The 26,591-nt window shown below is 65.0% G+C and carries 20 protein-coding genes; 12 read left to right on the top strand and 8 right to left on the bottom strand.

From position 1 onward, the window contains the following. Positions 1–67: 67 nt before the first annotated feature. The 8 genes from ACIBJI_RS05075 (at position 68) to ACIBJI_RS05040 (ending at position 9,963) form a co-directional block, all read left to right on the top strand. Entirely contained in the window at positions 68–1,471 is a 1,404-nt protein-coding gene (locus tag ACIBJI_RS05075) for a cytochrome P450 (RefSeq protein ID WP_396955159.1), read from the top strand. Beyond that, positions 1,468–4,191, top strand: coding sequence for a PEP/pyruvate-binding domain-containing protein (locus tag ACIBJI_RS05070; protein ID WP_396955160.1), 2,724 nt, complete (start codon positions 1,468–1,470; stop codon positions 4,189–4,191). The genes ACIBJI_RS05075 and ACIBJI_RS05070 overlap by 4 nt, the downstream gene beginning before the upstream one ends. Then, positions 4,188–5,510, top strand: a complete 1,323-nt coding sequence (locus tag ACIBJI_RS05065) for a pyridoxal phosphate-dependent aminotransferase family protein (protein WP_364340638.1) — start codon at positions 4,188–4,190, stop codon at positions 5,508–5,510. Before ACIBJI_RS05070 ends, ACIBJI_RS05065 begins: the two co-directional genes overlap by 4 nt. Before the next feature lies 1 nt (position 5,511). Further along, complete coding sequence (locus ACIBJI_RS05060) at positions 5,512–6,915, top strand: nucleotidyltransferase family protein (RefSeq protein WP_397083119.1); 1,404 nt, start codon at positions 5,512–5,514, stop codon at positions 6,913–6,915. Then, on the top strand, positions 6,912–7,634 hold the full coding sequence (locus tag ACIBJI_RS05055; protein ID WP_364340642.1) for an HAD family hydrolase: 723 nt from the start codon (positions 6,912–6,914) through the stop codon (positions 7,632–7,634). Before ACIBJI_RS05060 ends, ACIBJI_RS05055 begins: the two co-directional genes overlap by 4 nt. Then, positions 7,619–8,551, top strand: a complete 933-nt coding sequence (locus ACIBJI_RS05050) for a diacylglycerol kinase family protein (RefSeq protein ID WP_364340644.1) — start codon at positions 7,619–7,621, stop codon at positions 8,549–8,551. Before ACIBJI_RS05055 ends, ACIBJI_RS05050 begins: the two co-directional genes overlap by 16 nt. Then, positions 8,548–9,324, top strand: coding sequence for an SDR family NAD(P)-dependent oxidoreductase (locus ACIBJI_RS05045; RefSeq protein WP_397083116.1), 777 nt, complete (start codon positions 8,548–8,550; stop codon positions 9,322–9,324). Before ACIBJI_RS05050 ends, ACIBJI_RS05045 begins: the two co-directional genes overlap by 4 nt. Before the next feature lie 165 nt (positions 9,325–9,489). Next, positions 9,490–9,963 carry an HAD-IIIC family phosphatase gene (locus ACIBJI_RS05040; protein WP_364340648.1) on the top strand — a complete coding sequence of 158 codons (474 nt, stop codon included), beginning with the start codon at positions 9,490–9,492 and terminating at the stop codon, positions 9,961–9,963. Here ACIBJI_RS05040 and ACIBJI_RS05035 read toward each other — a convergent pair. Then, entirely contained in the window at positions 9,953–10,102 is a 150-nt protein-coding gene (locus tag ACIBJI_RS05035) for a hypothetical protein (protein ID WP_397083114.1), read from the bottom strand. The two genes, ACIBJI_RS05040 and ACIBJI_RS05035, sit on opposite strands and share 11 nt — an antisense overlap. On the opposite strand from ACIBJI_RS05035, the gene ilvD reads away from it, so the two are divergent. Continuing rightward, positions 10,101–11,807 (top strand): dihydroxy-acid dehydratase, encoded by a 1,707-nt coding sequence (gene ilvD / locus ACIBJI_RS05030; protein ID WP_364340650.1) that lies wholly within the window; start codon positions 10,101–10,103, stop codon positions 11,805–11,807. The genes ACIBJI_RS05035 and ilvD overlap by 2 nt on opposite strands. Positions 11,808–11,901: 94 nt before the next feature. Here the strand turns inward: ilvD and ACIBJI_RS05025 are convergent, their stop codons facing one another. Continuing rightward, entirely contained in the window at positions 11,902–12,786 is an 885-nt protein-coding gene (locus tag ACIBJI_RS05025) for a sigma-70 family RNA polymerase sigma factor (RefSeq protein ID WP_397083112.1), read from the bottom strand. 102 nt (positions 12,787–12,888) lie between these two features. Here ACIBJI_RS05025 and ACIBJI_RS05020 point away from each other — a divergent pair, with 102 nt between their 5' ends. After that, positions 12,889–13,236: a DoxX family protein gene (locus ACIBJI_RS05020; RefSeq protein ID WP_396955166.1), complete on the top strand. Its 348-nt coding sequence runs from the start codon at positions 12,889–12,891 to the stop codon at positions 13,234–13,236. A 301-nt stretch (positions 13,237–13,537) separates the two neighbouring features. On the opposite strand, the gene ACIBJI_RS05015 is transcribed toward ACIBJI_RS05020, so the two are convergent. The 4 genes from ACIBJI_RS05015 to ACIBJI_RS05000 all read right to left on the bottom strand — a co-directional run bounded on the left by ACIBJI_RS05015 (position 13,538) and on the right by ACIBJI_RS05000 (position 19,244). Next, on the bottom strand, positions 13,538–15,136 hold the full coding sequence (locus ACIBJI_RS05015; RefSeq protein ID WP_364340656.1) for a GMC family oxidoreductase N-terminal domain-containing protein: 1,599 nt from the start codon (positions 15,134–15,136) through the stop codon (positions 13,538–13,540). A gap of 105 nt (positions 15,137–15,241) precedes the next feature. After that, the gene (locus ACIBJI_RS05010; RefSeq protein ID WP_397083109.1) at positions 15,242–16,603 is read right to left on the bottom strand and encodes an NtaA/DmoA family FMN-dependent monooxygenase; all 1,362 of its coding nucleotides are present in this window, start codon (positions 16,601–16,603) and stop codon (positions 15,242–15,244) included. Further along, positions 16,603–17,670, bottom strand: a complete 1,068-nt coding sequence (locus ACIBJI_RS05005; protein WP_364340660.1) for an LLM class flavin-dependent oxidoreductase — start codon at positions 17,668–17,670, stop codon at positions 16,603–16,605. Before ACIBJI_RS05005 ends, ACIBJI_RS05010 begins: the two co-directional genes overlap by 1 nt. 122 nt (positions 17,671–17,792) lie before the next feature. Then, complete coding sequence (locus ACIBJI_RS05000) at positions 17,793–19,244, bottom strand: MFS transporter (protein ID WP_364340662.1); 1,452 nt, start codon at positions 19,242–19,244, stop codon at positions 17,793–17,795. Positions 19,245–19,439: 195 nt separating this feature from the next. On the opposite strand from ACIBJI_RS05000, the gene ACIBJI_RS04995 reads away from it, so the two are divergent. Continuing rightward, positions 19,440–23,603, top strand: coding sequence for a trypsin-like peptidase domain-containing protein (locus ACIBJI_RS04995; protein ID WP_397083107.1), 4,164 nt, complete (start codon positions 19,440–19,442; stop codon positions 23,601–23,603). 27 nt (positions 23,604–23,630) lie between these two features. Here the strand turns inward: ACIBJI_RS04995 and ACIBJI_RS04990 are convergent, their stop codons facing one another. Then, the gene (locus ACIBJI_RS04990) at positions 23,631–24,296 is read right to left on the bottom strand and encodes a sigma-70 family RNA polymerase sigma factor (protein ID WP_364340666.1); all 666 of its coding nucleotides are present in this window, start codon (positions 24,294–24,296) and stop codon (positions 23,631–23,633) included. Positions 24,297–24,471: 175 nt separating this feature from the next. On the opposite strand from ACIBJI_RS04990, the gene ACIBJI_RS04985 reads away from it, so the two are divergent. Then, positions 24,472–25,734, top strand: a complete 1,263-nt coding sequence (locus ACIBJI_RS04985) for a DUF4328 domain-containing protein (protein ID WP_397083104.1) — start codon at positions 24,472–24,474, stop codon at positions 25,732–25,734. A gap of 166 nt (positions 25,735–25,900) precedes the next feature. Here ACIBJI_RS04985 and def read toward each other — a convergent pair whose 3' ends face one another. Further along, entirely contained in the window at positions 25,901–26,524 is a 624-nt protein-coding gene (gene def, locus ACIBJI_RS04980; protein WP_364340670.1) for a peptide deformylase, read from the bottom strand. Positions 26,525–26,591: the final 67 nt, after the last annotated feature.

Below are 26,591 nucleotides of genomic sequence, written 5' to 3'. Positions count from 1 at the left end.
GTGAGCGAACAATCAACACAGCCGTGATCACGGTCATGACGGAGCCGAGCGCCAGCGAGGCGCAGTCATGAGCGTGCAGCCGAAGTTCGGCGGCCGACGGCTCGGCGGTCCGGTACTGCGACATCCGCTCGGTGCGTATCCGGAGTACCGCGCCGACCCGCTCGCGCTGTTCTATGAACAGGCTGTCGCACACCGCGGCAGCGTCCGGCTGCGCCTGGTGCATCAGCAGCTGCATCTGCTCGTCGAGCCGGAGCACATCAATCAGGTCCTGGTCGCCAATGCGGCCAAGTACGAGAAGGGCATCAGCTATCAGAGTCTGAACTACCTGCTCGGACCCGGACTGCTGACCAGCGGCGGCGAACTCTGGAAACGCCAGCGCGCGCTGATCAAACCCGCATTCTCCCGCCGCCACGTCGACACCGAGATTCCGCTCATGGTCGAGTGTGGACAGCGCATGCTCGATCGTCTCGATGCGTACGCGGCGACGGGCGCGGTTTTCGACCTGGTCCCCGAGGTGATGGGCTTCGCGGCGGATGTGGTTTGTCGCGCGGTCATGGGCTCCGATATCGACGGTGTGCTGCCCCAGATCGAAGACGATGTGCGCGAGGGTGTTTCGTGGGTGATGCGGCATATGGCCGCGCCCATTCAAGTGCCGCCGAATGTGCCGACGCCAGCTAATCGCCGCTTCCACGGTGTTCGCGAACGACTACATCGCGTGGTGGACAGCGTCATTCAGCGACACCGGGACGCCGATGCCGAAACGACGTCCCTGCTGGCTCGACTCCTCGCGGCCCGCGATGATGCCGGGCACGCCATGGATGACGCGCAGCTGCGTCATGAGGTGCTCACCTTCCTGCTCGCGGGACACGAGACTACCGGCGGCGCGATGGCGTGGACCATCTACGAACTGGCCCGCAATCCAGCGGTGTTCGCGCGGGTGCGCGACGAGATCGATATGGCGCTCGCGTTGACCGATGGCGTCGATTGGGCGCTACCCGCGCTGGAGCTGACGGGACGCGCGATCGACGAGGCGATGCGCCTGCATCCGCCCGCGTGGGCATTCAGCCGCACCGCTATCGAACCGGACAGCTTCGACCGCTTCGATCTGCAACCGGGCGCGATCGTGGTGATCAGCCCGTTCGTCAACCACCGCTTCCCCGAATTCTGGGATTCACCACTGACCTTCGACCCGGACCGGTTCACCAAGGAGCAGACCAAGGCCCGCCCACCCTTCCGCTACTTTCCCTTCGGCTGGGGCGCACATCTGTGCGTCGGCCAACATATGGCGCTGACGGAGGTGCGCGTCGGCATCGCAATGCTATTGGCCCGCTACGACATCCAACTCGTCAACGGGATGCGGGTTCGGGAAAACCCGGAGATCTCCAATACCCCCGATCCGGTACTCGTGCGGCTCACCCGGCGTGCGCCCGCGGTGCCGACGGCCACGACCATGCAGGAGGCCGCGCAATGACCGGAACAACCGTCAGCGATTTCGCACTGGCCGCTGATGCGACGATGGCGGCGCAAGTGGGCGCCAAGGCTGCGAATCTCGGCAGGCTGGTGGCGGCGGGCCATCGCGTACCACCGTTCGTGGTGCTGAGCGCCGCCGCGTGTGCGCGCATCCTCGAACCGATCCGTGCAGCCATTGCCGAGGCGCTGGATTCGCTCGATCACACCGACACTGTGTCGTTGCGTGCGGTGTCGGGAGAGATACGCACGATCATCCTGGCTCAGGAAATCCCGGCGGCGATCAATACCGAACTGGGCGCTAATGTGCGCGAAATCGTGGACCGCACACCGCAACCCGAGGTTCGGCTGGCGGTACGGTCCTCGGTGAGCGGTGAGGATTCGGCGACGGACTCCTTCGCGGGCCAACTCGACACCTTGCTGAATGTCGCCCCGGCGAACGTATCGGCGGCCGTGCTGGAAGTGCTCGCTTCCGCCTACTCGGAGCGATCGCTGTTCTATCGAGTACATCGTGGACTGGACAACACCGAGATCGACTGCGCCGTCCTGGTTCAGGTGCTGATCGACAGCGCGGTCTCCGGCGTCGCCTTCAGCTGCAACCCGCAGACCGGCGACCCGGGCGAGGCCGTCGTCTCGGCAGCTCTGGGTCTCGGCGAAGGTGTGGTAGCTGGGACCGTGGAATGCGATACCTATTTCGTCGACACCGCCGCGGGCACGATCGTGTCCCGCTCGGTGGCCGAGAAGCAGAGCCGGGTCGTGGTTGCGGCCGACGGTTCCGGCACCGTCATCGAACAGATCGCCGCCGTCACCGAACCGGCACTCACCGACGCGCAGGTGGTCGAACTCGTCGATACCGCAATGGGATTGGCCGAATCCTTCGGCGCGCCACAGGATATCGAATGGGCCTATGACGCCGAGGGCGTGCTGTACCTGCTCCAAGCCCGGCCGATCACCGCGACCGGTGCCCGCGAAACAATTTTCGACAATGTGAATGTCGCCGAGTCATATCCCGGTCTGTCCAGCCCACTGACCTTCTCGATCCTGCGGAATGCCTATGAGCAGGTATTCCGGGCCTGCCACAAGGATTTCGGCGCCACCGACGCCATCGTCGAACGCAACGCAGCGAGCCTCTACCCCTATCTGGTCGGCACCGCACACGGCCGCATCTACTACAACATCAGCAACTGGTACCGGCTATTCCTGCAGATACCGGGCATGGAGTTCGCCATCGAAGGCTGGGAGGCGGCACTCAATATCGAGAACCGCTACCAGCGCCGGGCCGCGCCGAAACGCGGTCTGGCCAGGGCGAACATGTATCTGCTGCGGCTACGTATCGCCGTCGTCATCACCGTTGGCTGGTTGCGGCTTCCGCGGCGGCTGCGCGCGTTCTTCACCGAACTCCAGAACTTCACCGCAGAACTGGACCACCGGCTGGACCCGGAAACGCCGGAGCGGGAAAGAGATCCGGAAGCCCTGCTCGAGTGGATGGAACGTTGTTTGCACGAACTCGTACCGGCCTACGCGGTACAGATCTTCAATGACTTTCTGGCCCAGCAGATGTTCCACGTCGTCGGTCTGCTGCTGGAACGCGAAGGCCTCACCGAAACAGCCGCCATCACCTTGCGCAATGAATTGTTCTGCGGCGAAGAGGGAGTCGACAGCGTCGACCCGGTTCGCTCGGCGCTCGCCCTGACGGCAACGGTCCGGGCGGATACCGCACTGCGTGAGCTGTTCGAAGGACCGCTGGAACCGCATGAGGTATGGAAAGCCTTGGCACAGCGCGAATTCGCCGATTTCCGCAGTGCATGTCTGCGGCACATCGCCCTGTTCGGCGACCGCACTGTCGACGAGCTGAAGCTGGAAACCGATCCGCTGGGCGAACATCCGGATCGACTGGTCCCCATGCTGCGCAACTACCTGCGTGGCGGTCAGAACATCGACGAAATGGCGGCCCGCGAGAAGCGGATCCGGCGCGACGCGGAGCGCACCGCTGCGAAACTGTTCCGTGGCAAGCTCCCGCAACGGTTGGCATTCCGGTTCGCACTCGGCCGCGCACGCGAGCACGTGAAACAGCGCGAGAATATGCGGCTGGGCCGCAGCCGCTCCTTCGGCCTGGTCAAGCGGGTCTTCCGGGAATACGGCAGGCAGCTGCACGCCGCCGGATTACTCGAGGATCCGCGTGATATCTTCTGGCTCACCTATGAGGAGATAGCGGCCCTCACACGTGGCACCGCGGTCGATACAGATGCGTCGCGTACGGTCGCCACACGCAAGAGTGATCACGAGCGGTGGCGCACCGAGCAGCTGCCGTCCCGAATCGTCACGGCAGGAATCGCGGCCGTCGGCATCAACGATCCGACCTTCGACCATCCCGCTCCTACCGGCGATTCCGGCAGTGTGTTGCACGGAATCGGTTGTGCGCCAGGCCGAGTCGAAGCCCCGGCACTGGTGTTGACCAATCCGGAACCGGATGTGGTCGTCGATGGTCAGATCCTCGTCGCATCCAGCACCGATCCCGGTTGGGTCTTCCTGATGGTGGCCGCCGGGGGATTGGTCAGCGAAAAGGGCAGCCCGCTCTCCCACACCGCCATCATCGGCCGCGAACTCGGCATCCCCACCGTCGTCGGCGTTCCCGGTGTCACCCGGTTGGTCGCCAGCGGGGATGTGCTGATTCTCGACGGTAAGGCCGGAACCGCAACCATCGTTCAGGAACACAGCTCATGACATCTACGGCAGCCGCACCGCACGACACCGCACACGGCGAGAACTTCAGCCTCGAGCATTACCTCGATCCCGCCGCGCACACCTTCGAACAGCGCTTCGAGGAGTTCCGGCCCTATGTCGCCAACGCACGCGGCACCGGATTCGTCCTCCGAGAGATCACCGGACCGGCGGGTCCGGTCGTGCGGGTCCGCGATCCCGATGGTGGCGCGGTCCGCGACCTGATCATGTTGGGTTCGAACAACTATCTCGGCCTCGGCAACGAACCGGAGATCGTCGAGGCCGCTGTCCGCGCCGTGCGCGAATTCGGTGTCGGCCACGGCGGGCCGCCACTACTCAACGGCACCACCTCGGTGCACCGGCGGCTGGAGGAACGCCTCGCCGAGACCAAGGGCTGCGAATCCGCGCTGGTATTCTCCTCCGGCTACGCCGCCAATGTGGGCTGGGTGACCGGTCTGCTGCGCAAGGGCGACATCCTGCTCTACGACGAGCAGAGCCATGCCAGCCTCTACGACGGCATCCAACTCGGCCGGGTCCGCTCGATGGCCTTCGAGCACAACGACCTTCGACATCTGCGACACCGGCTCATGCAGATCCGCTGGCGCAATCCGGGCGCCAACATCGTGGTCGCCGTCGAGGGCGTGTATTCGATGGACGGCGATATCGCACCGCTGCCGGAGATTCGGGCGCTGTGCGATTCGTTCGGGGCCTGGCTGGCCATCGACGACGCGCACGGCACCGGTGTGCTCGGCGCGAACGGCCATGGCACCGCGGAACATTTCGGTATGGGGGCCGGATCGGTCGAGCTGTACATGGGCACGTTCTCGAAGGTGTTCGCCACCACCGGCGGTTTCGTCGCCGGTTCGAAGGATCTGGTGGACACGCTGCGGTTCTTCGCGCGCTCGTACATGTTCTCGGCATCGCTCGCACCTGCGGTCGTCGCCTCGGTACTCGCCGCTATCGATTTCATCGACACACATCCGGAGCGGATCCGCCAATTGCACGACAATGTCGACTACTTCGTGCGGGAACTGCGCCGAATGGGTTTCGCGGTCGATCCGCAGACCGCGATCATCCCGATCCTGGTGCCGCAGCGCCTCGCCGTAGCCGAGGTCGTCGCGGCATTGCATGCCGAGGGCGTGTTCGTCAACGGCGTCGAGTTCCCGGCCGTGCCACGCGAACAGCAGCGACTACGGGTCAGCATGATGGCCACGCTCAGCCGCGCTCAGCTGGATTTCGCGCTGGAGAAGATCTCGGCCGTGGCCCGCCGCTTCGCCTTCCACCCCGAACAAATCGGTCCCACCGAAGAAGGAATCCGCTGATATGACCGGAACCGAAATCGCCGCGGGCGGCACGGCTTCCGAACGCCTGCTCGTGCACGCGGCGCTCGCCGACCTGAGTCAGGACGAGCGAGCCGCATTGGCGAAGCTCGCCCACGAGATCACCAACTGGTCAGAGGTTTTCGAACTCGCCGAGCTCAATGCGACCATCCCACTGGTGCAGCGCCGCTTGGAATCCGAGGAACTCTACGACCTCGTTCCCGAACTGGTGCGAGCACATTTCGCCAGCGTGACCGATCACATTGCCGCCGTGAACGATCGACGCCTGGCCGGTGCCCGTGAACTGTTGCGCCGTTTCGACGAACGCGGTGTGCGCTGCGTGGTGCTCAAGGGCATGTTGTTCTCGGCGCAGATCTACCACGACCCGCGCTACAAGCGGATGAACGACCTGGATATCCTCGTCGAACTCGACCAGGTCGACACCGTTATCGACATCTACCGGGAGCTGGGCCTTTTCGCCACGTCCGAACTGCTGGGCAAGGCGCCGAAGGTCCGTGCCGAACGCTCGCACCACCTGCCGTCGTTCGTCTCCCATGACGGATCACTTATCGTCGGAACGCACTGGGGCCTGATCACGCCGCTGGCCCCGTACACCGTCGACTACACCGCGATCTGGAAGCGCGTGCGGCGCATCGACTTCTACGGTGTGCCGGCCTGGGCCATGTCGCACGAGGACAACCTGCACCACCTCGGCATCCACCTGCCGTACTACAAGACCGGTGTGCGCGAGCTCGCCGACATCTGGAACCTGGCCCGCAACGCCGATGACCTCGACTACGATCTGCTGGCCGGTGAAATCGCCAAGGCAGGCAGCGAAAGCTTGATGTACCACGCCCTTTCGCTGGCCGATCGACTGGTTCCCGTCCCGGATTTCGCCGCATTGATCGGCTGGATCGCGCCGAAGATCAACCGCTTCACCCGCTACGACACCGCGCGCAAGACCGCAGATATCCATGCCCTGCTGCGCAGCCGCTCCACCCACACCTCACGCATCGAAAAGGCATATACCGAATTCAATATGACCGCCGTCGCGAGCGAGAAGCGCGATCGTTTCGGTCGCCTGTGGTCGGACCTACTGCTGGTGCCCGGTGCGGAGGCGCGCAAGATGAGTTCACTGCGCGACCCGGCGCCGCTATCCGATCTCGGCGCGCGAATCTCCGCTCCCTACCGGCTGACGCGGGTGTTCCAGCGCGATCTGGGCCGCTGGCTGTTCCCAGCGGCTCTGGCCAAGACAGTCTTCGATCTCGGTGCCGCATATGGTTCGGAACTGGCAAGCCGGGCCGGAATCAGTACGAGTGCAACCGAGCGTCCCGGCATCGACGAATACGCGGCGCGGCTGGGCCTGACCCGCGCCGATCTACAAGCGGTACTGGACAGCCAGGAATGAACCGCACAGTGCTGTGGGACCTGGACGGCACCTTGGTGCGGTTGCATCGACGCCGGTTCAAGACACTGATGCCGCTGGCGGCCGCGCAGGCATTTCGCGAGTTGGCCCCGCCGCATCGGTTCCTGGGTGTCCTGTCGGGCGTGCTGAAGCAGGTGCGGGCCAACGACACCGAGCACACCAACACCGAGCTCATGGTCCGGTTGCTCGCCGACCGGCTGGACCTTGCACCCGATGCGGTGGCGACCCAATTGAAGAGCCTGGCGGAGACGGGCTTTCCGCGCCTGCGTCGCTGTTTTCCGCCGGTGCCGTCGGCACTGGATACCGTGACCCGGCTCCACGAAGCGGGCACGGTACAAGTGGTTGCGACCAACCCGCTGTGGCCGGACAGCACGGTCACCACCCGGCTCGGCTGGGGCGGCTACGACCCGTCCGCGTTCGCCTTCCGAACCAGCGGCGAGAATATGCGCCGCTCGAAACCACGCATCGAGTTCTATCGAGAACTCCTCGACCGGCTCGGCGCGGAACCGGGGGAGTGCGTGATGATCGGCAACGACGCCGTCAATGATGCACCGGCGGCCCGAATCGGGATCCCCGTCTTCCTGGTGAACGTGGCGGAATCGGCTGTCCCACAGGGATATTCGGGGCTTGTACGTACGGGGGATTGGCCTCGGCTACGCGAGTGGCTGGGAATCGAGGAGGAATCATGCTCGTCGTCCTGAATCCACAGTCCAATGCCGGGACGGCGCTGCAGCGGTGGCGCCCGGTAGAAAGCGTTCTGCGCGAACGGAATGCCGCTCTGACCATCGAAATGCCCAGTGACGCGGAACAAGCCACGAAATTGGTGCGGGCCGCTCTCGAGTCGGATCCGCCCGAGGTGATCGTCGCGGCGGGCGGCGACGGCATGCTCAACCTGGTCCTCAACGCGATCATGGACTCGGCGACCGATCGCCCGCGGCAGGGGGCGGAAGCGATCGCTTTGGGCGCGATAGGTCTGGGCAGTTCCAACGACTTCCACAAACCGGTGCGAACCAGTATCGCCGATATCCCGGTTCGGCTCGGCACACCCGAGCTCGTCGATGTCGGCAAGGCCACGATGCTCCTCCCGGACGGCACCCGAACGGTCCGCTACTTCCTGCTCAATGCGAGTATGGGACTCGTAGCGGCGGGCAATCATTCGTTCAATCAGGCGCGCGGGCTGATCGGCTGGCTGAAATCCCGCAATGTCGAGGCGGCCATACTCGCCACCGCACTGAGCAATATCGCCACCCACAAGCCACTCGCCATCCAACTGCGCGGATCCGACTGGGTGCACACCGCACCGATCACGAATGTCGGTGTGCTCAAGAGCGTGCACTTCGCCGGTGGCATGTACTACGACACACCGGTAACCAGCGCGGACGGCATGTTCGATGTGAATATCTGGAAAGCCGCGGGACGGGCACGAATACTGCGGCTCATCGCAGGTCTCTACCGCGGCAAGTTCAGGGGTCGCGCACTGGCCACCTGCCGTCGCGACACCGCGGTGGAACTGCGGCCCGCCGCACCCGCGCCGCTCGAATTGGACGGTGAGATCACGATTGTCGAATCGGCGCGGTTAGAGGTGCTGCCGCGTGTGTTGCAGGTGTGTGCGCTGTGACCGTTGTTCTGGTGACCGGCGCTGCCAACGGTATGGGTGCGGCGACCGTCGAATACCTCGCGTGCGTCGGCTATACGGTCGAGGGCAGCGACAAAGTCGGGCGGGACGGTGTGAGCGCGGTCGATGTCAGCGATACCGAGGCGGTGCGGAGTTGGGTGAAATCCGCGCACGCACGACACGGCCGCATCGATGCTGTGGTCACCTTCGCCGCCTACGGCATTGTCGGTTCGGTGGAGGAGACCGATCCGGACGAGGCCGCGGCGCTCATCGATACCAACGTGATCGGCACCCACCGCGTGCTGCGCGAAGTGCTGCCGATCATGCGTGCACAGGGCCGCGGGCGGGTGATCGTGGTGAGCTCCGGTGCGGGCGCCATCGCCGAACCCTATGGCGGCTGGTACTCGGCTACCAAGGCCGCCATCGAACGTCTCGGCGAGGCGATGCGGATGGAGACCGCTGGCTTCGGCATCCACGTATCGGTGCTCGCGCCGGGATGGACGGTCACCCCGATCATCGATTCCGCTGCGCGCGTTGCCGTTCCGATCGAGGCATACACGGCCGATCGGACTTCGGTGCTGGCGCGCGTCACCGGATATCTGCAGCACGGACAGTCCGCCGAGACGGTAGCCAGGAAGGTGCGGGCAATCCTGGAAGCACCCGAACCACGCCAAACCTACCTGTGCGGCAGCGATGTTCGGCTCTCGTTCTGGACCCGACGATTCACGCCCGCTCGGGTCTATGAACGGCTGGTTCGCCGCTACTACGGCTTTTGACAGGAGCATTCACGGGCGGTACCGGTAGTATCGCCTCGGCCGCACGGGCTCCCAAGAAAGCGGGGGCTTGTCCGGCACGTGCCGTTCGCTGGATGGTTTTGCAGTAGCACATCTGCCGACGACACGGCAGGAAAGGCAGCGATGAACAACCGATAGGGGCAGGCGATGGCACCGGCTCTGAGATGTCTTGTCTGGGAATTGGACAACACCCTCTGGGATGGTGTCGTCTGCGACGCAACCAGCAGCGCACCACGCCCCGCCGCCCTGCGCACGCTGCTGAAGCTGAGCGAGCGCGGCATCTGGCATGCCGTAGCCAGCCGTAGTGACCGCGACCTCACCCTCAAAAAGCTCTATCGACACGGGCTCTACGACATGTTCTCGGCCATCGAGATCGGCTGGGGCCGCAAATCCGCGTCGCTATTGCGGATCGCGCACACTCTCGGCTTGGAACTGGACACCGTCGGGTTCATCGATGCCGAGCCGGTGGAACGAGCCGAGGTCACCCGAGCGCTCCCACGCGTGCGCTGCTACGCCGCCCGCAATGCCGATGTGCTGCCCGCACTTCCCGACTTCCGCCCGGTGCTGCGCACGGGCCCGTCTCCCACGCCGCCCATGGGATTCGCGAGCGTCAGGGGGTAGCGCCCCATTCGGCTGGGCCGCCATCGTTGATCGTCGAGACGCTGGGCCGCCAACTGAGCCTGCTGACAGCGGTCGAATCGCGGGGCCGATCGGCGTGGTCGGCAGCGGTGGAGATACGGGCGGGGAATGATGTGGCCATGGCGAATGATCCGAACGGTCCCGATATCAAGCCGCGTAGTCGCGATGTCACCGATGGTCTGGAGAAGACGGCCGCCCGCGGGATGCTCCGGGCGGTCGGCATGGACGACGGCGACTGGGGAAAGTCGCAGATCGGTGTGGCCTCCTCGTGGAATGAGATCACGCCGTGCAATCTGTCGCTGGACCGGCTCGCCAAGGCGTGCAAGGAGGGAGTGTTCGCGGGCGGCGGGTATCCGATGGAATTCGGGACAATTTCGGTCTCCGACGGCATCTCCATGGGACATGAGGGCATGCATTTCTCGCTGGTATCGCGCGAGGTGATCGCCGACAGCGTGGAAACCGTGATGCAGGCCGAGCGGCTCGACGGTTCTGTGCTGCTGGCCGGATGCGATAAATCCTTACCCGGCATGCTGATGGCGGCGGCGCGGCTGAACCTGGCGAGTGTGTTTCTGTACGCGGGCTCGATCCTGCCCGGTATCGCGAAACTCAGTGACGGCAGCGAGCGCGAAGTGACGATCATCGATGCGTTCGAGGCGGTCGGCGCCTGCTCGCGCGGTCTGATGAGCCGCGAGGATGTGGATGCCATCGAACGGGCCATCTGCCCGGGTGAGGGTGCCTGCGGCGGCATGTACACCGCCAACACCATGGCCAGCGCGGCCGAGGCATTGGGTATGTCGCTGCCCGGCAGTGCGGCACCGCCCGCGACCGATCGACGTCGCGACAGCTACGCGCGGCGCAGCGGTGAGGCGGTGGTGGAATTGCTGCGTCGGGGAATCACGACGGCCGACATTCTCACCAAGGAGGCCTTCGAGAACGCGATCGCGGTGGTGATGGCATTCGGCGGCTCCACCAATGCGGTACTGCATCTGTTGGCGATCGCCCACGACGCGAAGGTCGATCTGTCACTCGAGGATTTCGCGCGCATCGGCCGCCGGGTGCCGCACCTCGCCGATGTGAAACCCTTCGGGCGACATGTGATGACCGATGTGGACCGGATCGGGGGCGTGCCGGTGATGATGAAAGCGCTGCTGGATGCCGGGCTGCTGCACGGCGACTGCCTGACCGTCACCGGACGCACGGTCGCGGAAAACCTGGCTACCATCGCGCCGCCGGATCCGGACGGAAAAGTGGTGCGGGCCATGGCATCTCCCATCCACCCGACCGGCGGCATCACCATTCTCGCCGGATCGCTCGCACCCGGCGGTGCGGTGGTCAAGTCGGCAGGCTTCGATTCCGATGTATTCACCGGTACGGCACGGGTTTTCGACCGCGAACGGGCAGCGATGGACGCGCTCGAGGACGGCACGATCACCGCGGGCGATGTGGTGGTCATCCGCTACGAGGGGCCCAAGGGCGGTCCCGGTATGCGTGAGATGCTCGCGATCACCGCGGCCATCAAGGGCGCGGGCCTCGGAAAGGACGTGCTGCTGCTCACCGACGGACGTTTCTCCGGCGGCACCACCGGTCTCTGCGTCGGCCACGTCGCCCCCGAGGCGGTCGATGGCGGACCGATCGCCTTCGTCCACGATGGTGACCAGATCCGCCTCGACGTCGCCGCGGGCACCCTCGACCTTCTCATCGACCTGGAAGAACTCGACCGGCGCGGTGAAGGCTGGAAACCGCTGCCGCCGCGCTACACCCGCGGCGTACTCGCCAAGTATTCGAAGTTGGTGGGCTCAGCATCGTTCGGTGCCGTCTGCGACTGAAGTAAGAGTCTGCTGGCTGATGGCCCGATAGACCGCCGAGGGGAGTCCTATCATGCGCAACGGCTGATGTTCGACGGCCTGGACCTCCTCTGGCTCAGAGCAATTCAGGGAGCACGGCCAAGTCGAGTTGCCGCAGTCGGGTCGGATCGGCGATCACCTCGTAGGCCGCGATTCGGTCGTCCAGGACCGTAACCGCGAGCGCGAGCAGCAGTTTGCCGCGCGGCGCGACAATGATCCCGACCGCGCCATCGACGAGCGCGAGCGTGGCGACCTGGGAGCGGCGGCGCAGGATGACGGTCTCGCGGGCCACCGCCCGTGCCCCACGCGCGACCTGCGCCATACCCGAGGTCAGTGCGGCCGGATCGGCCGTACGCACCACGTCGGGTGCCAGTACAGCGAGCAGTGCGTCGAGATCACCGCTGCGGGCGGCGGCGAGGAAGGCATCCACGACATGGCGCTGCTGCGCGAGTTCGGAAGTGGATGCGGTCGCGCCGCCGTGCGCCCGCGCGCGGGCCCGGCTGGCGAGCTTCTTGGTGGCGGTGCTGGTTCGTCCGATGATCGGCGCGATCTGATCGAAGGGCACGGCGAACATATCGTGCAGCACGAACGCCACCCGCTCATCGGGACCGAGCGTATCCAGCACCACCAGTAGCGCGCGTCCGACCGAATCGATCAGCACCGCTTCGCTTTCCGGATCGCGGTCATAGGCGGTATCGCCGAGTTCGACGAGCCGATCGATCGGATCCTCGCGTCGGGCGGTTCGCGAGCGCAGCATATCGAGGCAGATCCGGGAGACCACCGTGGTCAACCACCCCGCAAGATTCTCGACATCGCTCGTATCGGAGCGATCCAGCCGTAGCCACGCCTCCTGCACCGCATCCTCGGCTTCGCTGGCCGATCCGAGCATCCGGTAGGCGACCGCGTGCAGGTGATCGCGGTGCGTCTCGAATCGTCGCGCCAGCAATTCCTGTGCGTGCATCGGTCACCTTTCGCGGTCGGCATCCGTCACGTGAATAGGCGATCAGGTGTCCCACCCACGATCGCAGACCCACAGAACCGAGATACCCGGAGGGTAGTTCCCATGTCTATCGCATATGTCGTCGTCACCATCCTCGCCGCCGTAGCCGCCTTCGGCGCCACCGGCTTCGATATCGTCAAGGCGGATCAGGTGCGCGAGACCATGCGCGGCTACGGCCTCCCGCAATGGACCCTCAACCCACTGGCCATCCTGAAAGCACTCGGCGGCCTCGGTCTCTTGATCGGCCTGGCGTTCCCGCCACTCGGCCTCATCGCCGCCCTCTGCCTGGTCCTCTACTTTCTCGGCGCGGAAATCACCATTATCCGAGCCAAGTGGTACGCCGACATCGCTTATCCCATGCCCTACCTGATCCTGTCCGCAGGCTCCCTGGCCCTGTTCGCCTACGCGTGACTCGGTGTGTCCACGCACCTCCTTTGGGCAGCGACCAGATGATTCGCATCGACGAGGCGAGCACAGCGGCGTCACACCGGTCGGGCAGGCCGGGCGCTTTGACATCCGATGCGGCACAGCACGTTATGCGCACATGCATGCAATGCGATATTGCACTGCATGCCATTTCGAGCCTATTCGCGACGGAGATCCCCAGAACCACGGATTTCGTTGTCCGCCCGGCGCATTCCCGTGGAGACACAGAGTCCTGAGGATCCAGCCCGGCAACGCGGCTGATCGAGCATTCGCCTACTGCAGCGCACTAAGCACGCAGGATGAACTGAGCCGCCTGCTCACCGATGAACACACTCGGCGCATGTGTGTGCCCGCGGATCAGCAACGGCATCACCGACGCGTCCGCAACACGGAGTCCTTGCACCCCACGCACTTCCAGGCGCGGGGTGACAACACTGCTCGCGTCGGTGCCCATCCGGCAGGTGCCGACCGGGTGATACAGGGTGTGCGAATAGCCGTTCAGCGTCAACTCGATCGCGCCCTCGAGATCGACCGGAGCCTGCGGAGGGTAGATCAGCGGCCCGAGTACGGCCTTCAAAGCCGGAGCCGCGGCCAGCTCGGCGCATACCCGCAGACCGGACATGATCGCAGTTCGGTCCGCACCGCCGCTATCGGAGAGGTACCGCGGGTCGATGACCGGTTTGGCCGCGGGATCAGCAGAACCAAGCGAGATCCGACCGCGACTGTGCGGCCGCAACAGCACCGTCGCCAGCACGACCCCGTGCTCCGTGGGATCCTCGAGACCCTCGTAAAAGAACGGCGCAGGCGCGAAAATCAGCTCCAGATCCGGCAATTCGAGATCGGACCGGCTGCGGATGAAGCCATAGGCCTCACCGACATTGGAGGTGAGCATGCCGCGGTGCCGGATCAGATAATCGAGCAGCTGACGTGGCTTTTCCGCGGTGAACAGCGAATCGGATTCGACGCCGTAGCCGAGCGCCGCCACCAGGTGGTCCTGCAGATTGGCGCCCACCTCCGGAGCATGGTGCACAAGCGGGATGTGATGACGTGACAGTTCGTCCTCATCGCCGACACCCGAGAGCATAAGCAACTGTGGGCTATTGATCGCCCCACCGCAGAGGATCACCTCGCGCCGTGCTGCCACCGTCTGGGTGATGCCGTCCTTGTAATACTCCACACCGGTAGCGCGCGGTCGTCCATTCGGCGAGGTTGCGAAGATGATCCGCGACGCGAGCGCCTCGGCATATACGGTGAGATTCGGACGGCGCATCGCCGGTTTCAGATAACCGTCGGCCGTGCTCCACCGTTTGCCACCATGCTGAGTGACCATGGTCTCGCTGAACCCCTCCGGCTGGGGCCGGTTCGGCGGCTCCACAGTGAATCCGGATTCCTTGACCGCGGCCAGATACGCCGCGGTCAGCGCACGCGGACTGCGCTGCCGCGAAATACGCAGCGGCCCGGTCGCGCCCTCATCCGGATACGAGGCATCCTCGACGGTCTCGATTTTGCGGAACTGCTCGACCGCCGCCGAGAACCCCCATTCGTCCCCGGCCAGCAATGCCCACTCGTCGTAGTCGGCACGGAATCCGCGCACCCACATCATCGCGTTCATCGATGACGATCCGCCGAACATTTTGCCGCGCGGCCAGTAGATCTGCCGATTCTTCAGCTCGGGTTGCGGTTCGGTGAGGTAATCCCAATCCACCTCCGAACGGAACAGCTTGGCGAACGCCGCCGGGATATGGGCGAACTTGTTCTTATCCGGCCCTCCGGCCTCGAGCACCACCACCGACACATTCGGATCGACGCTGAGCCGGTTGGCCAGGACCGCGCCGGCCGACCCGGAGCCGACGATCACATAATCCGCGCTAACCCCTGCTTGCACTGTCCCACTCCGATCTGCACTGCGTATGGCAAACATACGAGTAAGACGCGGTCTCGGGTTCGGTTTCCAGGCAAACCGGCCATCTTTCGCGGATCGGACTGGTTTTCAGCGCCTGGTCAGCGGCGGTCGCAGTCCGAGGTGTTCGCGCAGAGTGGTGCCGGTGTACTGGGTGCGGTACGAGCCGCGCTCCTGCAATTCCGGAACCAGCCAGTCGACGATCTCGTCGAGTCCGGTGGGCGCCAGATACGGCGAGATATTGAACCCGTGGGTCGCGCCGTGGCGGACCCAGCGGGTCAGTTCGTCGGCGACCCGGCTCGGTGTCCCGGCGAATCCGGACCGCTGCGAGGTCTCGATGGCGACTTGGCGCAGCGACAGATTCTTGGCCTCGGCCAGCGCCCGCCACTCCCGGGCGATCGCCACCGGATCCTGACCGTCGCGCTGTGCGCCGCGCTCACCCGAAATCACTCGGGGCTGTGGATCATCCGCCGGCAGCGGACCGTCCGGATCGAGATCCGACAGGTCACGACCCCACACCTGCCCGACCAGGGACAGTGCGGTCTGACCGGTGAATTGACCCTCCAGCACCCAGCGCGCCTTCTCCTCGACCTCGGATTCCCGCTCCGCCAATACGATCTGGGTACCGGGCAGGATCTTGATGTCATCGGCCGGTCGGCCCGCGCGTTCCAGGCGTGTCCGAATATCGTTCGCGAAGTCGAGCGCGGCGTCGAAATGTGTTCCGTGCCTGGAGAAGATGACCTCGGCGTGGGTCGCAGCGAAATCGCGGCCCGCGGGTGAATCACCCGCTTGGAAGATCACCGGATGTCCCTGGGCGCTGCGCGGCAGGGTCGGCGTAATCGAGACTCGGAAGTGCTCGTTGTCGCGAGTTACCAGCCGCACCGAATCCGATGCGGCCCAATCTATATCGCGGCGCGAGGTCGCGATCGCATTGTCGGACCAGGCATCCCAGATCTCGCGGGCCGTGCGGATGAATTCGCCCGCGCGCTCGTAGCGCTGCGCGTGGTCGAGGAAGCCGCCGCGCCGGAAATTCGCACCGGTCCAGGCATTATCGGTGGTGACCGCATTCCAGCCCGCGCGTCCACCGGACAGCAGATCCAGACCCGCGAGCCGCCGGGCGAGATCGGCCGGTTCGTTATAGGTGGTGTTCTGGGTGGCGACCAGACCGATCCGGCTGGTGATCCCGGCCAGCGCCGCCAGCTGGGCAACGGCGTCGGGACGTCCGGCGATGTCGGTATCGAGCAGCTGTCCGTTCTGCTCGCGCAGGCGAAGGCCCTCACCGAGGAAGAATGCGTCGAACAGTCCACGTTCGGCGGTGGTGACGATATGCCGGAAGGTTTCGAAGTCGATCTGCGAGCCGCTGCTCGGATCCGACCAAATGGTGCTGTGGTTGACGCCCTGGAAGAAAACGCCGAAATGGACCTGTGCGTCGGGGAACGGAACCTCGGACATCAGTGCTGATCCTTCGCATAACGGTTGATCGGCCGCTGCAGGCCGAGATTGGCGCGCAGGGTCGAACCCGGCACCGGACGGTGGGTCACACCGGCGCGCAACAGTGCGGGCAGGACGTAGCGCGCCAGCGCCGGGAGATCTTCGTCGATGACGGCCGGATGCAGACGTACGCCTTCGACGTGGTCAGCGAGTTGGGTGATGAGGCGCACGAGTTCGGTGGGGGAACCTGAGAACGTCAGGCGCTCAGTACGATTCGCGGTCGTGTATGCATCTAGTTCGGCGAGGCGCTCGGCGGCCGTGGCATCCGGAATGTCCAGGGCGACATCGAGTTCGACGAACACCAGTGCACCGCTGGCCCGCGCCCGGTCGGCGGCGGCGAGCGTCTGAGCGAGATCGCTTCCGGTGACCAGGATGACGTCAGCATCGCCGGCGTCGTACGCGAAGACGACCACCTGCCCCTGCGGCGGTCGAGGCACGATGGCCGGACCCTTCACCGAGAACGTTTCGCCGCTGAAGTCGATGTAGTGCAGCTTGTCTCGATCGAGGAATCGGCTCGCCGCATAGTCGCGCACCACGGCATCGTCTTCCCAGGAATCCCACAGCTGACGCGCGACCTCGATCGAATCCCGTTGTTCGCGTGCGAGTTCCGCGTCGGTAATGCGCGGCGGCCGTCCCCAGGCCGTGGCGGCCGCGGGATCGGTCGTCGCGATCCACCCGCCGCGGCCACGCGAGGCGTAATCGAGCGTGGCCAGTTGTGACGAGGTATGGAACGGCTCCGCGTAGGTGGTCGCGACCGTGGCAACCAGCCCGATGGTGCTGGTTGTCGCCGCGACGAACGAAGCCCGCGTCACCCCGTCGATCCGCCCGGCTGGATGCTGGGCGGGCGGCAGGATCGAATCGTCGAAGGTGGCGAGCTTGAAACCAGCATTCTCGGCCGCGCTCACGCGTTTGCGCAGCGTATTGCCGGTGAGCAACTGATCGGGCGCATGTGCGGCCCGCCGCCACGCGGCCGGGTGGTATCCCTCGCCATCCAATTCGATGCCCACCGCGAAGACATTTCCGCTCATTGGTATGACGATCGTCAAACTTGTCCGGCTCCGCCATTATTTGCCTCGCGATGATCCGAACCCGCCGAGAGTCCGGTGATCCCGGATGCGCCAACAAGCGAATCCGGGATCGGTTGTCGCACCTACCGTGCGGCGCGCGCGGACAGTGCCGCCGCAACCAATACCGTTACGCCCTCCGCAATCGCGGTGCCGCCCAGCGCATGTGCGGCCGACAGCACTGTACTGCCCGCGAGCCCGAGGAAAACCGACCCGAAGCACGCGATCCCGACTACGACACCGAGCTGCACACTGGTCACCAGAATGCCACTGGCATCGGCGGCGAGGGCCATCGGAATCCTGGCCAGGGTACGGGTCATCAGCGGGCTGAAGGCGAGGCCGAAGCCGATGCCCTGGATACCGAAGACGGCCAGCGGCAGCGGTCCGAAGTCGGCGCCGTTACGGAGCATCATGCCCAGCGTCACCATTGTGGTCGCGCCGACCGTCAGGCCGAACGGAATCATGGTGGCGTGCAGGCGATGTGGGATGCGCTCCCAGTTCAAACTGGCCAGCGCGAACGTCACGCCCATCGGAATGAACAGCAGACCCGCGTGCAGTGCGGTGTAGCCGAGAGTGCTCTGCAGGTGTATCGCCATGACGAACATCCAGCCGCCGAAGGTCGCCATGATCGTGAACAGTGTGCCCGCGGTGAGCGCCAGACCCGGTGACGTCAGCACCCGCTGTGCGAACAGCGGTTCACCATCGCGAGCCGCAACGGCCCGCTCGATCGCAACGAACAATCCGACACCTATCACGCTGGCGCCCAGAGTGATCCACGTCCACAGCGGCCAGTCCTGCTCATGTCCCAATACCAGCGGCAGCACAAGCAGCAGTACCGAGATGGTGAGCATGGTCAGACCCGCGAGATCCAGCTTCCGATCGAATCGTGCGGTGGCCGTGGGCAATACCCGCGGCGCAATCAGCAGCAGCACCGCACCGATCGGAACATTCACCAGGAATACACCGCGCCAGCTGCTGCCGAACAGGTCGGCGTTGACGATCAATCCACCCGCCACCTGGCCGACGACCATACCGCCGGAGATGATCGCCGAGTACGCGCTGAGCGCCTTGGCCCTGGCATTGCCGGTGAAATTCCGCTGGATCATGGTCATGATCTGCGGAATCATCGCCGCGGCACCGGCACCCTGTAGGAACCGGAATACGATGAGCGAGAACTCATTCCACGCCAAACCGCAGGCCAGCGAGGCAACGGTGAACACCGCGAGCCCGGTAATGAAGGTGCGGCGCTGTGTGAACCGATCACCCAACCGGGCACCGGTCACGAGCAATACGGCATAGGCGATCACATACCCCGCGACGATCAACTGCAACGCGGATCCACTGGTATGCAACGAAGTACGAATAGAAGGAATGGCGACATTCACGATCGAGGCATCGAGCACCGCCATGAACTGCCCCGTGAGCAATACCGCGAGCACCGCGATGGTCCGCCGGGCACCGAACTCGGCGGGTTGAACTGCCGGCTCCGCAGCGGCCGACGTGGCCGCAGCGGTTCCCGGCTGCAAGGTCTGAGTCATGTGATGAGCTTGCAACCGATCCGACACCAGTAACAGGAGTCCGATAACACTGGTACTGGCAACACCTGGATACCGACCGGTGGACGCGGCGAGTGCCGTGGAACCGCGGACAGATGATCACCTACGATATCGCCTTTCGATCTCGAGCCCCGTTGTGCCGCGATATGTTCGGTCGGGTACACAGGGAGAGGGACCATGACTGCAGGTGGTTCGAGCGCTGTCGCTCGGTTCGGCTCGGCGCATGCGCGGATCTGCACGACCACAGGTCAGGTCGTCGGCGCAGGATTCCTGGTCGGCCCGAACATCGTCGCGACGTGCGCGCACGTGATCGCGTTCGCGGCCGGTACCGATCCAAATGCTGTGCAGCCGCCGGATTCGATTGTGGCGGTGGAGTTTCCGTTGCTGCCGTCGGTCGGGACGTGGCGTGCGCGGGTGCGCCGGTGGACCCCGATCGCGGGGGACGGTCGGGGTGATATCGCGATTCTGGAACTGGACGACGCCGTGGGCGATCCGGTTGTTCCGCCGCCGTTTTGGCGTGCCAATGACCCGTGGGGGCGCGAGTTCCGGATGTTCGGCTTTCCGGCGGAGTTGCCCGACGGTGTCTGGGCGTCGGGTGAGTTCCGGGAACGGCAGGGCACCGGTTGGTTGCAACTGCAGCGAGTCGGCGGTCAGCCGATCACGCGGGGGTTCAGCGGTGCGCCGGTGTGGGACAGCGGAACAGACGCGGTAGTGGGGATGGCGGCAGTCGCCGACCCGCGTGGGTACACTGGAACCGCTTTCATGATCCCGATCGCCGAAATACTCGGCATGGACCCCTCGTTCGTCCCCAACCCCTATCGTGGGCTGGAGCCGTTCGACGAGGAACACGCGGACTACTTCTACGGTCGAGACGACGACGTCGATCGCGCGTTGGCGGCGCTGCGGAAGCGACCGCTCGTCGCGGTGGCCGGACCGTCGGGCATCGGCAAATCGTCGCTCATCCGCGCGGGGGTGATCCCCCGGCTCCGCGCACAGGGGCGCCAGATCGCGACCTTCCGGCTTGCCGGCGAGGTGTCGCCGGGCGATGCGGCCACGCCGGTCGTCCGAGCGATGACTCCACGATTCGATTTTCCGGACGGCGGCCAGCTTTCGACACTGCTGGCGCAGCAGGCGGCGCCTGAGCCGGGGACTGTCGATGATTCGGTGGCGCGCCTGCTCGAACGCGTGCCGCCGGAGGGCTTGGTGCTGTTCGCGGATCAGTTCGAGGATCTGGCTGCGACCGCGCCGGAGCGGGCGCGTGCGGTGCTGCAATGGCTGATGGAGCTCGCCCGCGCCGATACCGAGGGACGCATCCGAATTCTGCTCACGTTGCGGTGGGATGCGCTGAACAACCTGATCGACGCGGACCTCGCCAGCTTTCTCGACGGAGCCACGGTGGCGGTGGCACCGATGGGTCGTGACCAACTCCGCGACGCCATCCAGCGGCCCGCCGCCCGTGCGCCCGGAGCCGATCTACACCCGGCCCTCGTCGAGCGTCTCGTGGATGACACGGTGGGCGAGCCGGGCGCGCTGCCGCTGCTCGAGTCGACTCTGACGCAACTGTGGGATCGACGGGCCGCTGCTTCGATCACCGTCGATGACTACGAAAGAGCGGGCCGCGCAATAGGTTTCTTCACCGACCGCGCCGACCGTGTGCTGGCCCAGTTCACCGATCCGATCGAAGCGTTCGGCGTGCAGCGCTTGCTGAAGTTGCTCGCCGCTCCCGCTTCGAGCGGAGGCGGTTTCGTCCGGTCCGTGGTGTCGATGGGTGATTTCCCTGAACTGCGCAGTGTCGCTGGACGATTGGCGCGTGATCGGCTGGTCGTCGTGGGCCGAGACGCACATGGAACCGACACCGTCGAACTGGCCCACCAGGCCCTCATCGACAACTGGTCGCGGCTGCGCGCCTGGCTGCAGGACGACCGCGACTTCCGCGCCTGGCAGCAGCAACTCGAGCAGGACCGCCAGAAATGGGAGCTGTCCGAGCACGACAACGGCGCGCTGCTACACGGTAGGGCGCTGGAGGATGCGCTCGAATGGGTCGATAGGCGCAAACCCGAAGTCCCTGCGGCTCACCGGCTATACATCGCGGCTTCTCGTCGACTCCGCCGCCGCGAGGTGCGGCGCTTGTGGACCGTCACTGCGGTTGTCACCGTCCTCGCCCTGGTCGCCTCCGGCACCGCGATCGTCGCCTACCGCACCAGTCAGGCCCGGACAGCACAGTTACGCGAGCAGGCGGGAATAAACCTCGCCCAGCAATCGGAGGCGCTCGGCAATACCGATCCGTCGGCGGCTCTCCAACTCGCCCAAGCCGCAGGAAGATTCGCTCCGAACAATGCGGATGTGCGAGCGGAGCAGCTGCTCGCGCAGATTCGGCTCGGCGCATTAGAGGCCGCGTACAACGATCTTTGGTCCGATGTGCTGACAGCCGGCTTCAGCGCGGATGCGTCGGTGTTGGCAACTGCCCAATCGAATGGCCAGATCACAGTCTGGACAGGATTTCTCACCGGACCGCCGTCGCCGTGGCGGGTGGCGACGGTGCCGAATGTTGTCGGCGCACGCCTGAGCCCCGAGGGCGGCAAACTGGCGATCCTGAACAATCGTGGCGGCATTGCGCTGTGGGACGTGGCGACTCGATCCGGTCCCGTCACCGTTCGTCCCGACGGTGCGGATGTCGTGGGAAGAACGGCGCTCGTCGCAAAGTTCTCCCAGGATGGCAGGCAACTGTTCATTTCTGTCGACCCGAAGCGGGGCCATGGGACCTATCTCGGCGATCCCGATGTGATCGAACGATATGACCTGTCCGGACCGCCTCATCGGTTGCCCGACATTCCTGCCGATGGCATGCCGACCCGGACCATCGCACGGGTCGACTCCGCGAACGAGACCCTGTGGCTTTCGGAAACGGATGTCGATCTCAAAGTTCACCAGGTCATTTACGACCTGAAAAGCGGTCGGCCAGTTCGTGATTGGCCGGGGCGTGACGTCACACCGGACGGGCTGACCGTCGAATGCGCGGATGACTCGAAGACGCTGATTATTCGCGGCGCCGACGGTGCCGAACTTCGCCGGGTCGGTCTCGGCACCTGCGGATCGTTGCGACTCGACAGCACAGGACAATTCGCGATCGAATATTCCGGCGAGAACAGGGATGCGTTCGAGATCGCGAAGCTCGTCCACATAGCGACTGGACGTGTTTATCAGGTCCAGGTTCGACACAGCTCCGACGCGATCGCTCCTGCGGTACACCTCACCTCGGCTGGTCCGGTGTTGATCTATGCGGCGAGTAACGGCATCGAGCGATACGGGGCGGCGGCGGAGTCCAATTCTGATTGGGCCGAGATCACGCCCGACGACGTCACGGCCTTGTGGAGTCCCAACGGCCGCTATGTCGCTGGCTCTCGTGGCGAAACCTTCGAAGTCATCGACATGCAGTCGATGCGTCTCCTCTTCAGCCTGCCTGGTTTCACGCTTCGTGTCTGGCCACACGCGATGCTCGCCTTCACTCCAGATGGGCGGCACGCCCTGATGTGGACCGGCACTTCGCGGGTTGCCGTTGTGCTGATGCCGGCCTTCGACGAGGTAGGTCGAATACCACTCCCGACGCCCTCGGGCTTGAATTCGGCGGATCTATCGTTCGTCACCTTCGCCATCCGCAACGACGACGAAGCGGCCGCGCTGCACGCGGGAGCCATCACGCGCTGGCACATCGGCGACGGTCGACAGATCGGAGGTCAGGTCTTGCTCAGCCAGAATCTCGACGATTTGCGGACTACCGCAAAAGCGGCGACCCTCGTCGGTTACGCGTCGACAGACTCGGTAGTTGTCAATATCGCCGGCAAGTCGCTGCAGCTGTGGAATCTCGACAGCGGTGCACTGGTTCGCTCGTTCGAACTGCCGGGTGTAGGTGTGGCGAATGTCCATATGAATCCCGGGAACACCGAGGTGCTGGTTCAGGATGACTCAGGAGCGCTGTTCCGCTGGAATGCCGCCACTGGTGAAACGGCGAAGATGGACATGCCGCCGGTACCGCACGACTCCGTTGTCGCCGGCTGGTCACCAGACGGTCTTGTCGTGCTCGGCAACAAGTCCGAAGTCGAGGTCTGGGACACCCGAGCAGGCACCAGCACGAAATTCACCGTGCCTGGATCCATCACGGTTTGGAAGCTCGTCGGAACGACGCTCATCGGTCTGTCGGACGTCGGATTGATCCGAATCAATCTCGACCGCAACGATATTCAGAAACGGCTGTGCCTGATCAGCAATCGTGACTACATCGACGCCGAACGCGACAAGCTCCCGCGCGGCGTCGACAGCAAGCCGCCATGTGCCCGCGGCTGATGCTCGAGCGTTGAATTCGATTGTGTATCAGGCGGCTTCGATGTTCGCGCGGAGCCGTTTGAGCGCGGCGTGTACGTAAGCCTTCACAGTCCCGTCGCCCACGCCCATGATCGCGGCTGTTTCGGCATAGGTGTTTCCCTCGAACGCGCGTACCACTACTGCCTCGCGCTCGCGGGCGGGGACGGCGTTGAGCGCGGCAACCAGCATGTGCCGCAACGCGATCACATCGTCGAAGGCGAGTCCGGCGCTGTCTGCGAGCTGTGCGATCCGCGTCTCGCCGTCGGGATCGAGGCGGTCGCGATCGTTGGCGGCCCGCCGCCAGGTATCGCGGGTCAGGTTCTTCGCGGCGGTCCAGATGTAGCGGCGCAATTCCTCGGCGTCGGTGATGTCGGGGCGCGCGGCGTAGACGCGCATGAACGCGGTCTGGACGATATCTTCCGCGTCGGTGCGGCTCCCGACCTGTTTCGTGACCGAGGCCAGCAGCCTGTCCTTGGTCGATTCGTACGCCTCGATCAGCAAGTCGTCGAACGCCCGCGCCGAATCGGCGCCGCCACGCCCAATCCGAATCACCGACGTCTCAGGAGCGCTGGCGAGCAATAACAGCGGTTCCCGCGCACAGTCCTGCAGCACCGCGCCGAGCAGCGAGATGAGCGCAACGTCACGAACCCAATCGCCGTTGTCTGTCGTGCTCATCCGAACCGCCTTTCTGTGTCCTTACCGAACTACAACAGGTCGGTGCCCGAAAAAGTTGGGCACGAAACGTGGGCAACCGTTTGCCCCGTCACCAGGTTGAGGGATGCATGAAACCGTATCCCGCAACACCTCCGCAGGTCTTCGACAATCCCCCGCCTCTTGGGACGGACGAGAGATGATATTTCAACCGCAACCCGATAGCAGCCCGAATCTCCATCACGGAGACCGACCAAATGGCGGGACCGCGATCGCGGCGGGTGTGCTCGCCTTGCTCGGCGCGGCTCATCGGCTGCTGAGCGCAGTGCTTGCGGTCGGCCTGTACATGTTCCTCGACACCGGCAGTGAGCTGCTTCGCGAGGCGGATCGCCCGATGCGGACGACCATGCTGATCTCAGCCCCGATCTTCCTGGTGATCGGCGCGCTGCTGCTCCTCGGCGGCATTCAGCTGCTCCGCAGGAGTCGGCTGGGCCGTGCGTTCGTCGTCGCCGCATGCGTGGCCGACATTGCTTACGGGATAATCGAATTCGCGATCGTTAAGGCGGTTGCCGCGAGTAACGACGATCTGATCTCGATCGGCAGTCCGGTGCTGGTGACGGTCGGGGTCATCTTCCCGGTCATCACGATCGGATTGACCGTGTCCACCGCCACGACGCGGTGGCTCGATTGCGACGACTCACGGAACTCGGCGAGCCTCCAGACCGCACTCGAGCAGAATCAGAGCCGGGTGTCTCCGTCGGCCACCCCCGGTGCAGTGCGCGGCCCGCTGCGAGCTGTCCGGCCGATCGACGCGCTCGGGCATTGGTCGATCGGTTTGATCGGCTGCACCACAGCTGCACTGCTCGTCTTCGTGAACACCGAGGCGATGGGCCATCGTGCACTCGACAGATATCACGGGGAGTACCCGAATATCCAGGCCCGCACTGAGTTTCATGACTGGTCTATGATCGTCGGTCCGGCCGTGATCATCATGTTCGTGGCTTTGCTCGGCACGGGGATCGTGTTCCTGGTGTGGCTGCGGCAGGCCAGGAGCAACGCCGATGCGCTGTGTGCGGCGCGGCATCGGCTACCGATCGGGTGGGTGGTCGGCGGCTGGTTCTGCCCCGTGGTCAACCTGTGGTTTCCCGCGACGATCCTGACCGACGTCCTGCGCGCCAGTGATCCGCGGACACCGAAGGATGCGCCGGACCTCCGCGGGCGTCCGGGCGGGTTGTTGGTCGGCGTGTGGTGGTCGGCGTGGCTGGCCACATGGACCGTGCTTTTCTGGCCAGTCGATTCCGACTTTCTATCGCCGGTGCGGGCCGCTGTCGTGGCGCTGTTGATGGTGGTTGCCGGGGCCTGCGCGGCTGTGATCATCACCCGAATCGGCAATTGGCAGCGGTCTGAGGCACTGGCGGGCGGTTCCAGTGACAGCCGAGATCGATCGTGTAGTCCCCGATGAGCCGAACGACCGAGACCGGCCTGCGCCGTTTCATCGGCCCGGAGATTTACCAGCGCAATAGTTTTCGTGTGGCGGGACTGGACGTCACGGTATCGGCTCGTGCGGCCCGTGCAGCTCATGCGACTCCCGCCGCGCTACGAGGGATGACCCCGTCGACGAGCCGAGTTCAGGGGAGGTCGAAGCCCAGGGCGTCGGCTGCGGCGGCGGGGGTCGGCTGGGACCAGCGGTCGGTGAGGGTTTGGGTGGAGGTCAGGGAGCGGGTGATGGCGCGATCGATGTAGAGGGTGCCGTCGAGGTGGTCGGTTTCGTGTTGGACGATACGGGCGGGCCAGCCGGAGACTTCCTCGTCCAGTTCGCGGCCGCGCTCGTCCTGTCCGCGCAGGCGCACGTGGGCGTGGCGCGCGACGACGGCCTGCCAGCCCGGAACGCTCAGGCACCCCTCGAAGAATGCGGCGCGGGCGTCGCCGATGGGTTCGTAGGTCGGGTTGACCAGAACTCGGAACGGTAGCGGGACCCGTCCGCGGACCGCGCGCACATCGTCGGTCACTTCGGCCGGATCCTCCAGCACGGCCAGCCGCAGCGGTATCCCGACCTGCGGGGCGGCCAGTCCGACACCAGGGGCGGCATGCATCGTCTCCCGCATAGCCCGCACCAAGCGATCCAATTGCGTCTGCGTCAGCTGGCCGGCGTAGCGTGCGGCGGGCGTTCGCAGCACCGGATCGCCCGCGGTAACAATGGAGAGTGGACCACCGAGCAGCGTCTCGACAAGATCGGGAAGCGGGATCGTCATGGTTTCAGCATCGCAAAGCGCCGCGCGGCGCAATGATATGGCCAGGCCCGTTGCCGAATATGGACCG

The organism is Nocardia sp. NPDC050408, assembly GCF_044458905.1.
Classification (GTDB): domain Bacteria; phylum Actinomycetota; class Actinomycetes; order Mycobacteriales; family Mycobacteriaceae; genus Nocardia.
Note: the sequence above shows the minus strand (reverse complement) of the source record. Positions and strands in the feature narration are given on the sequence as shown.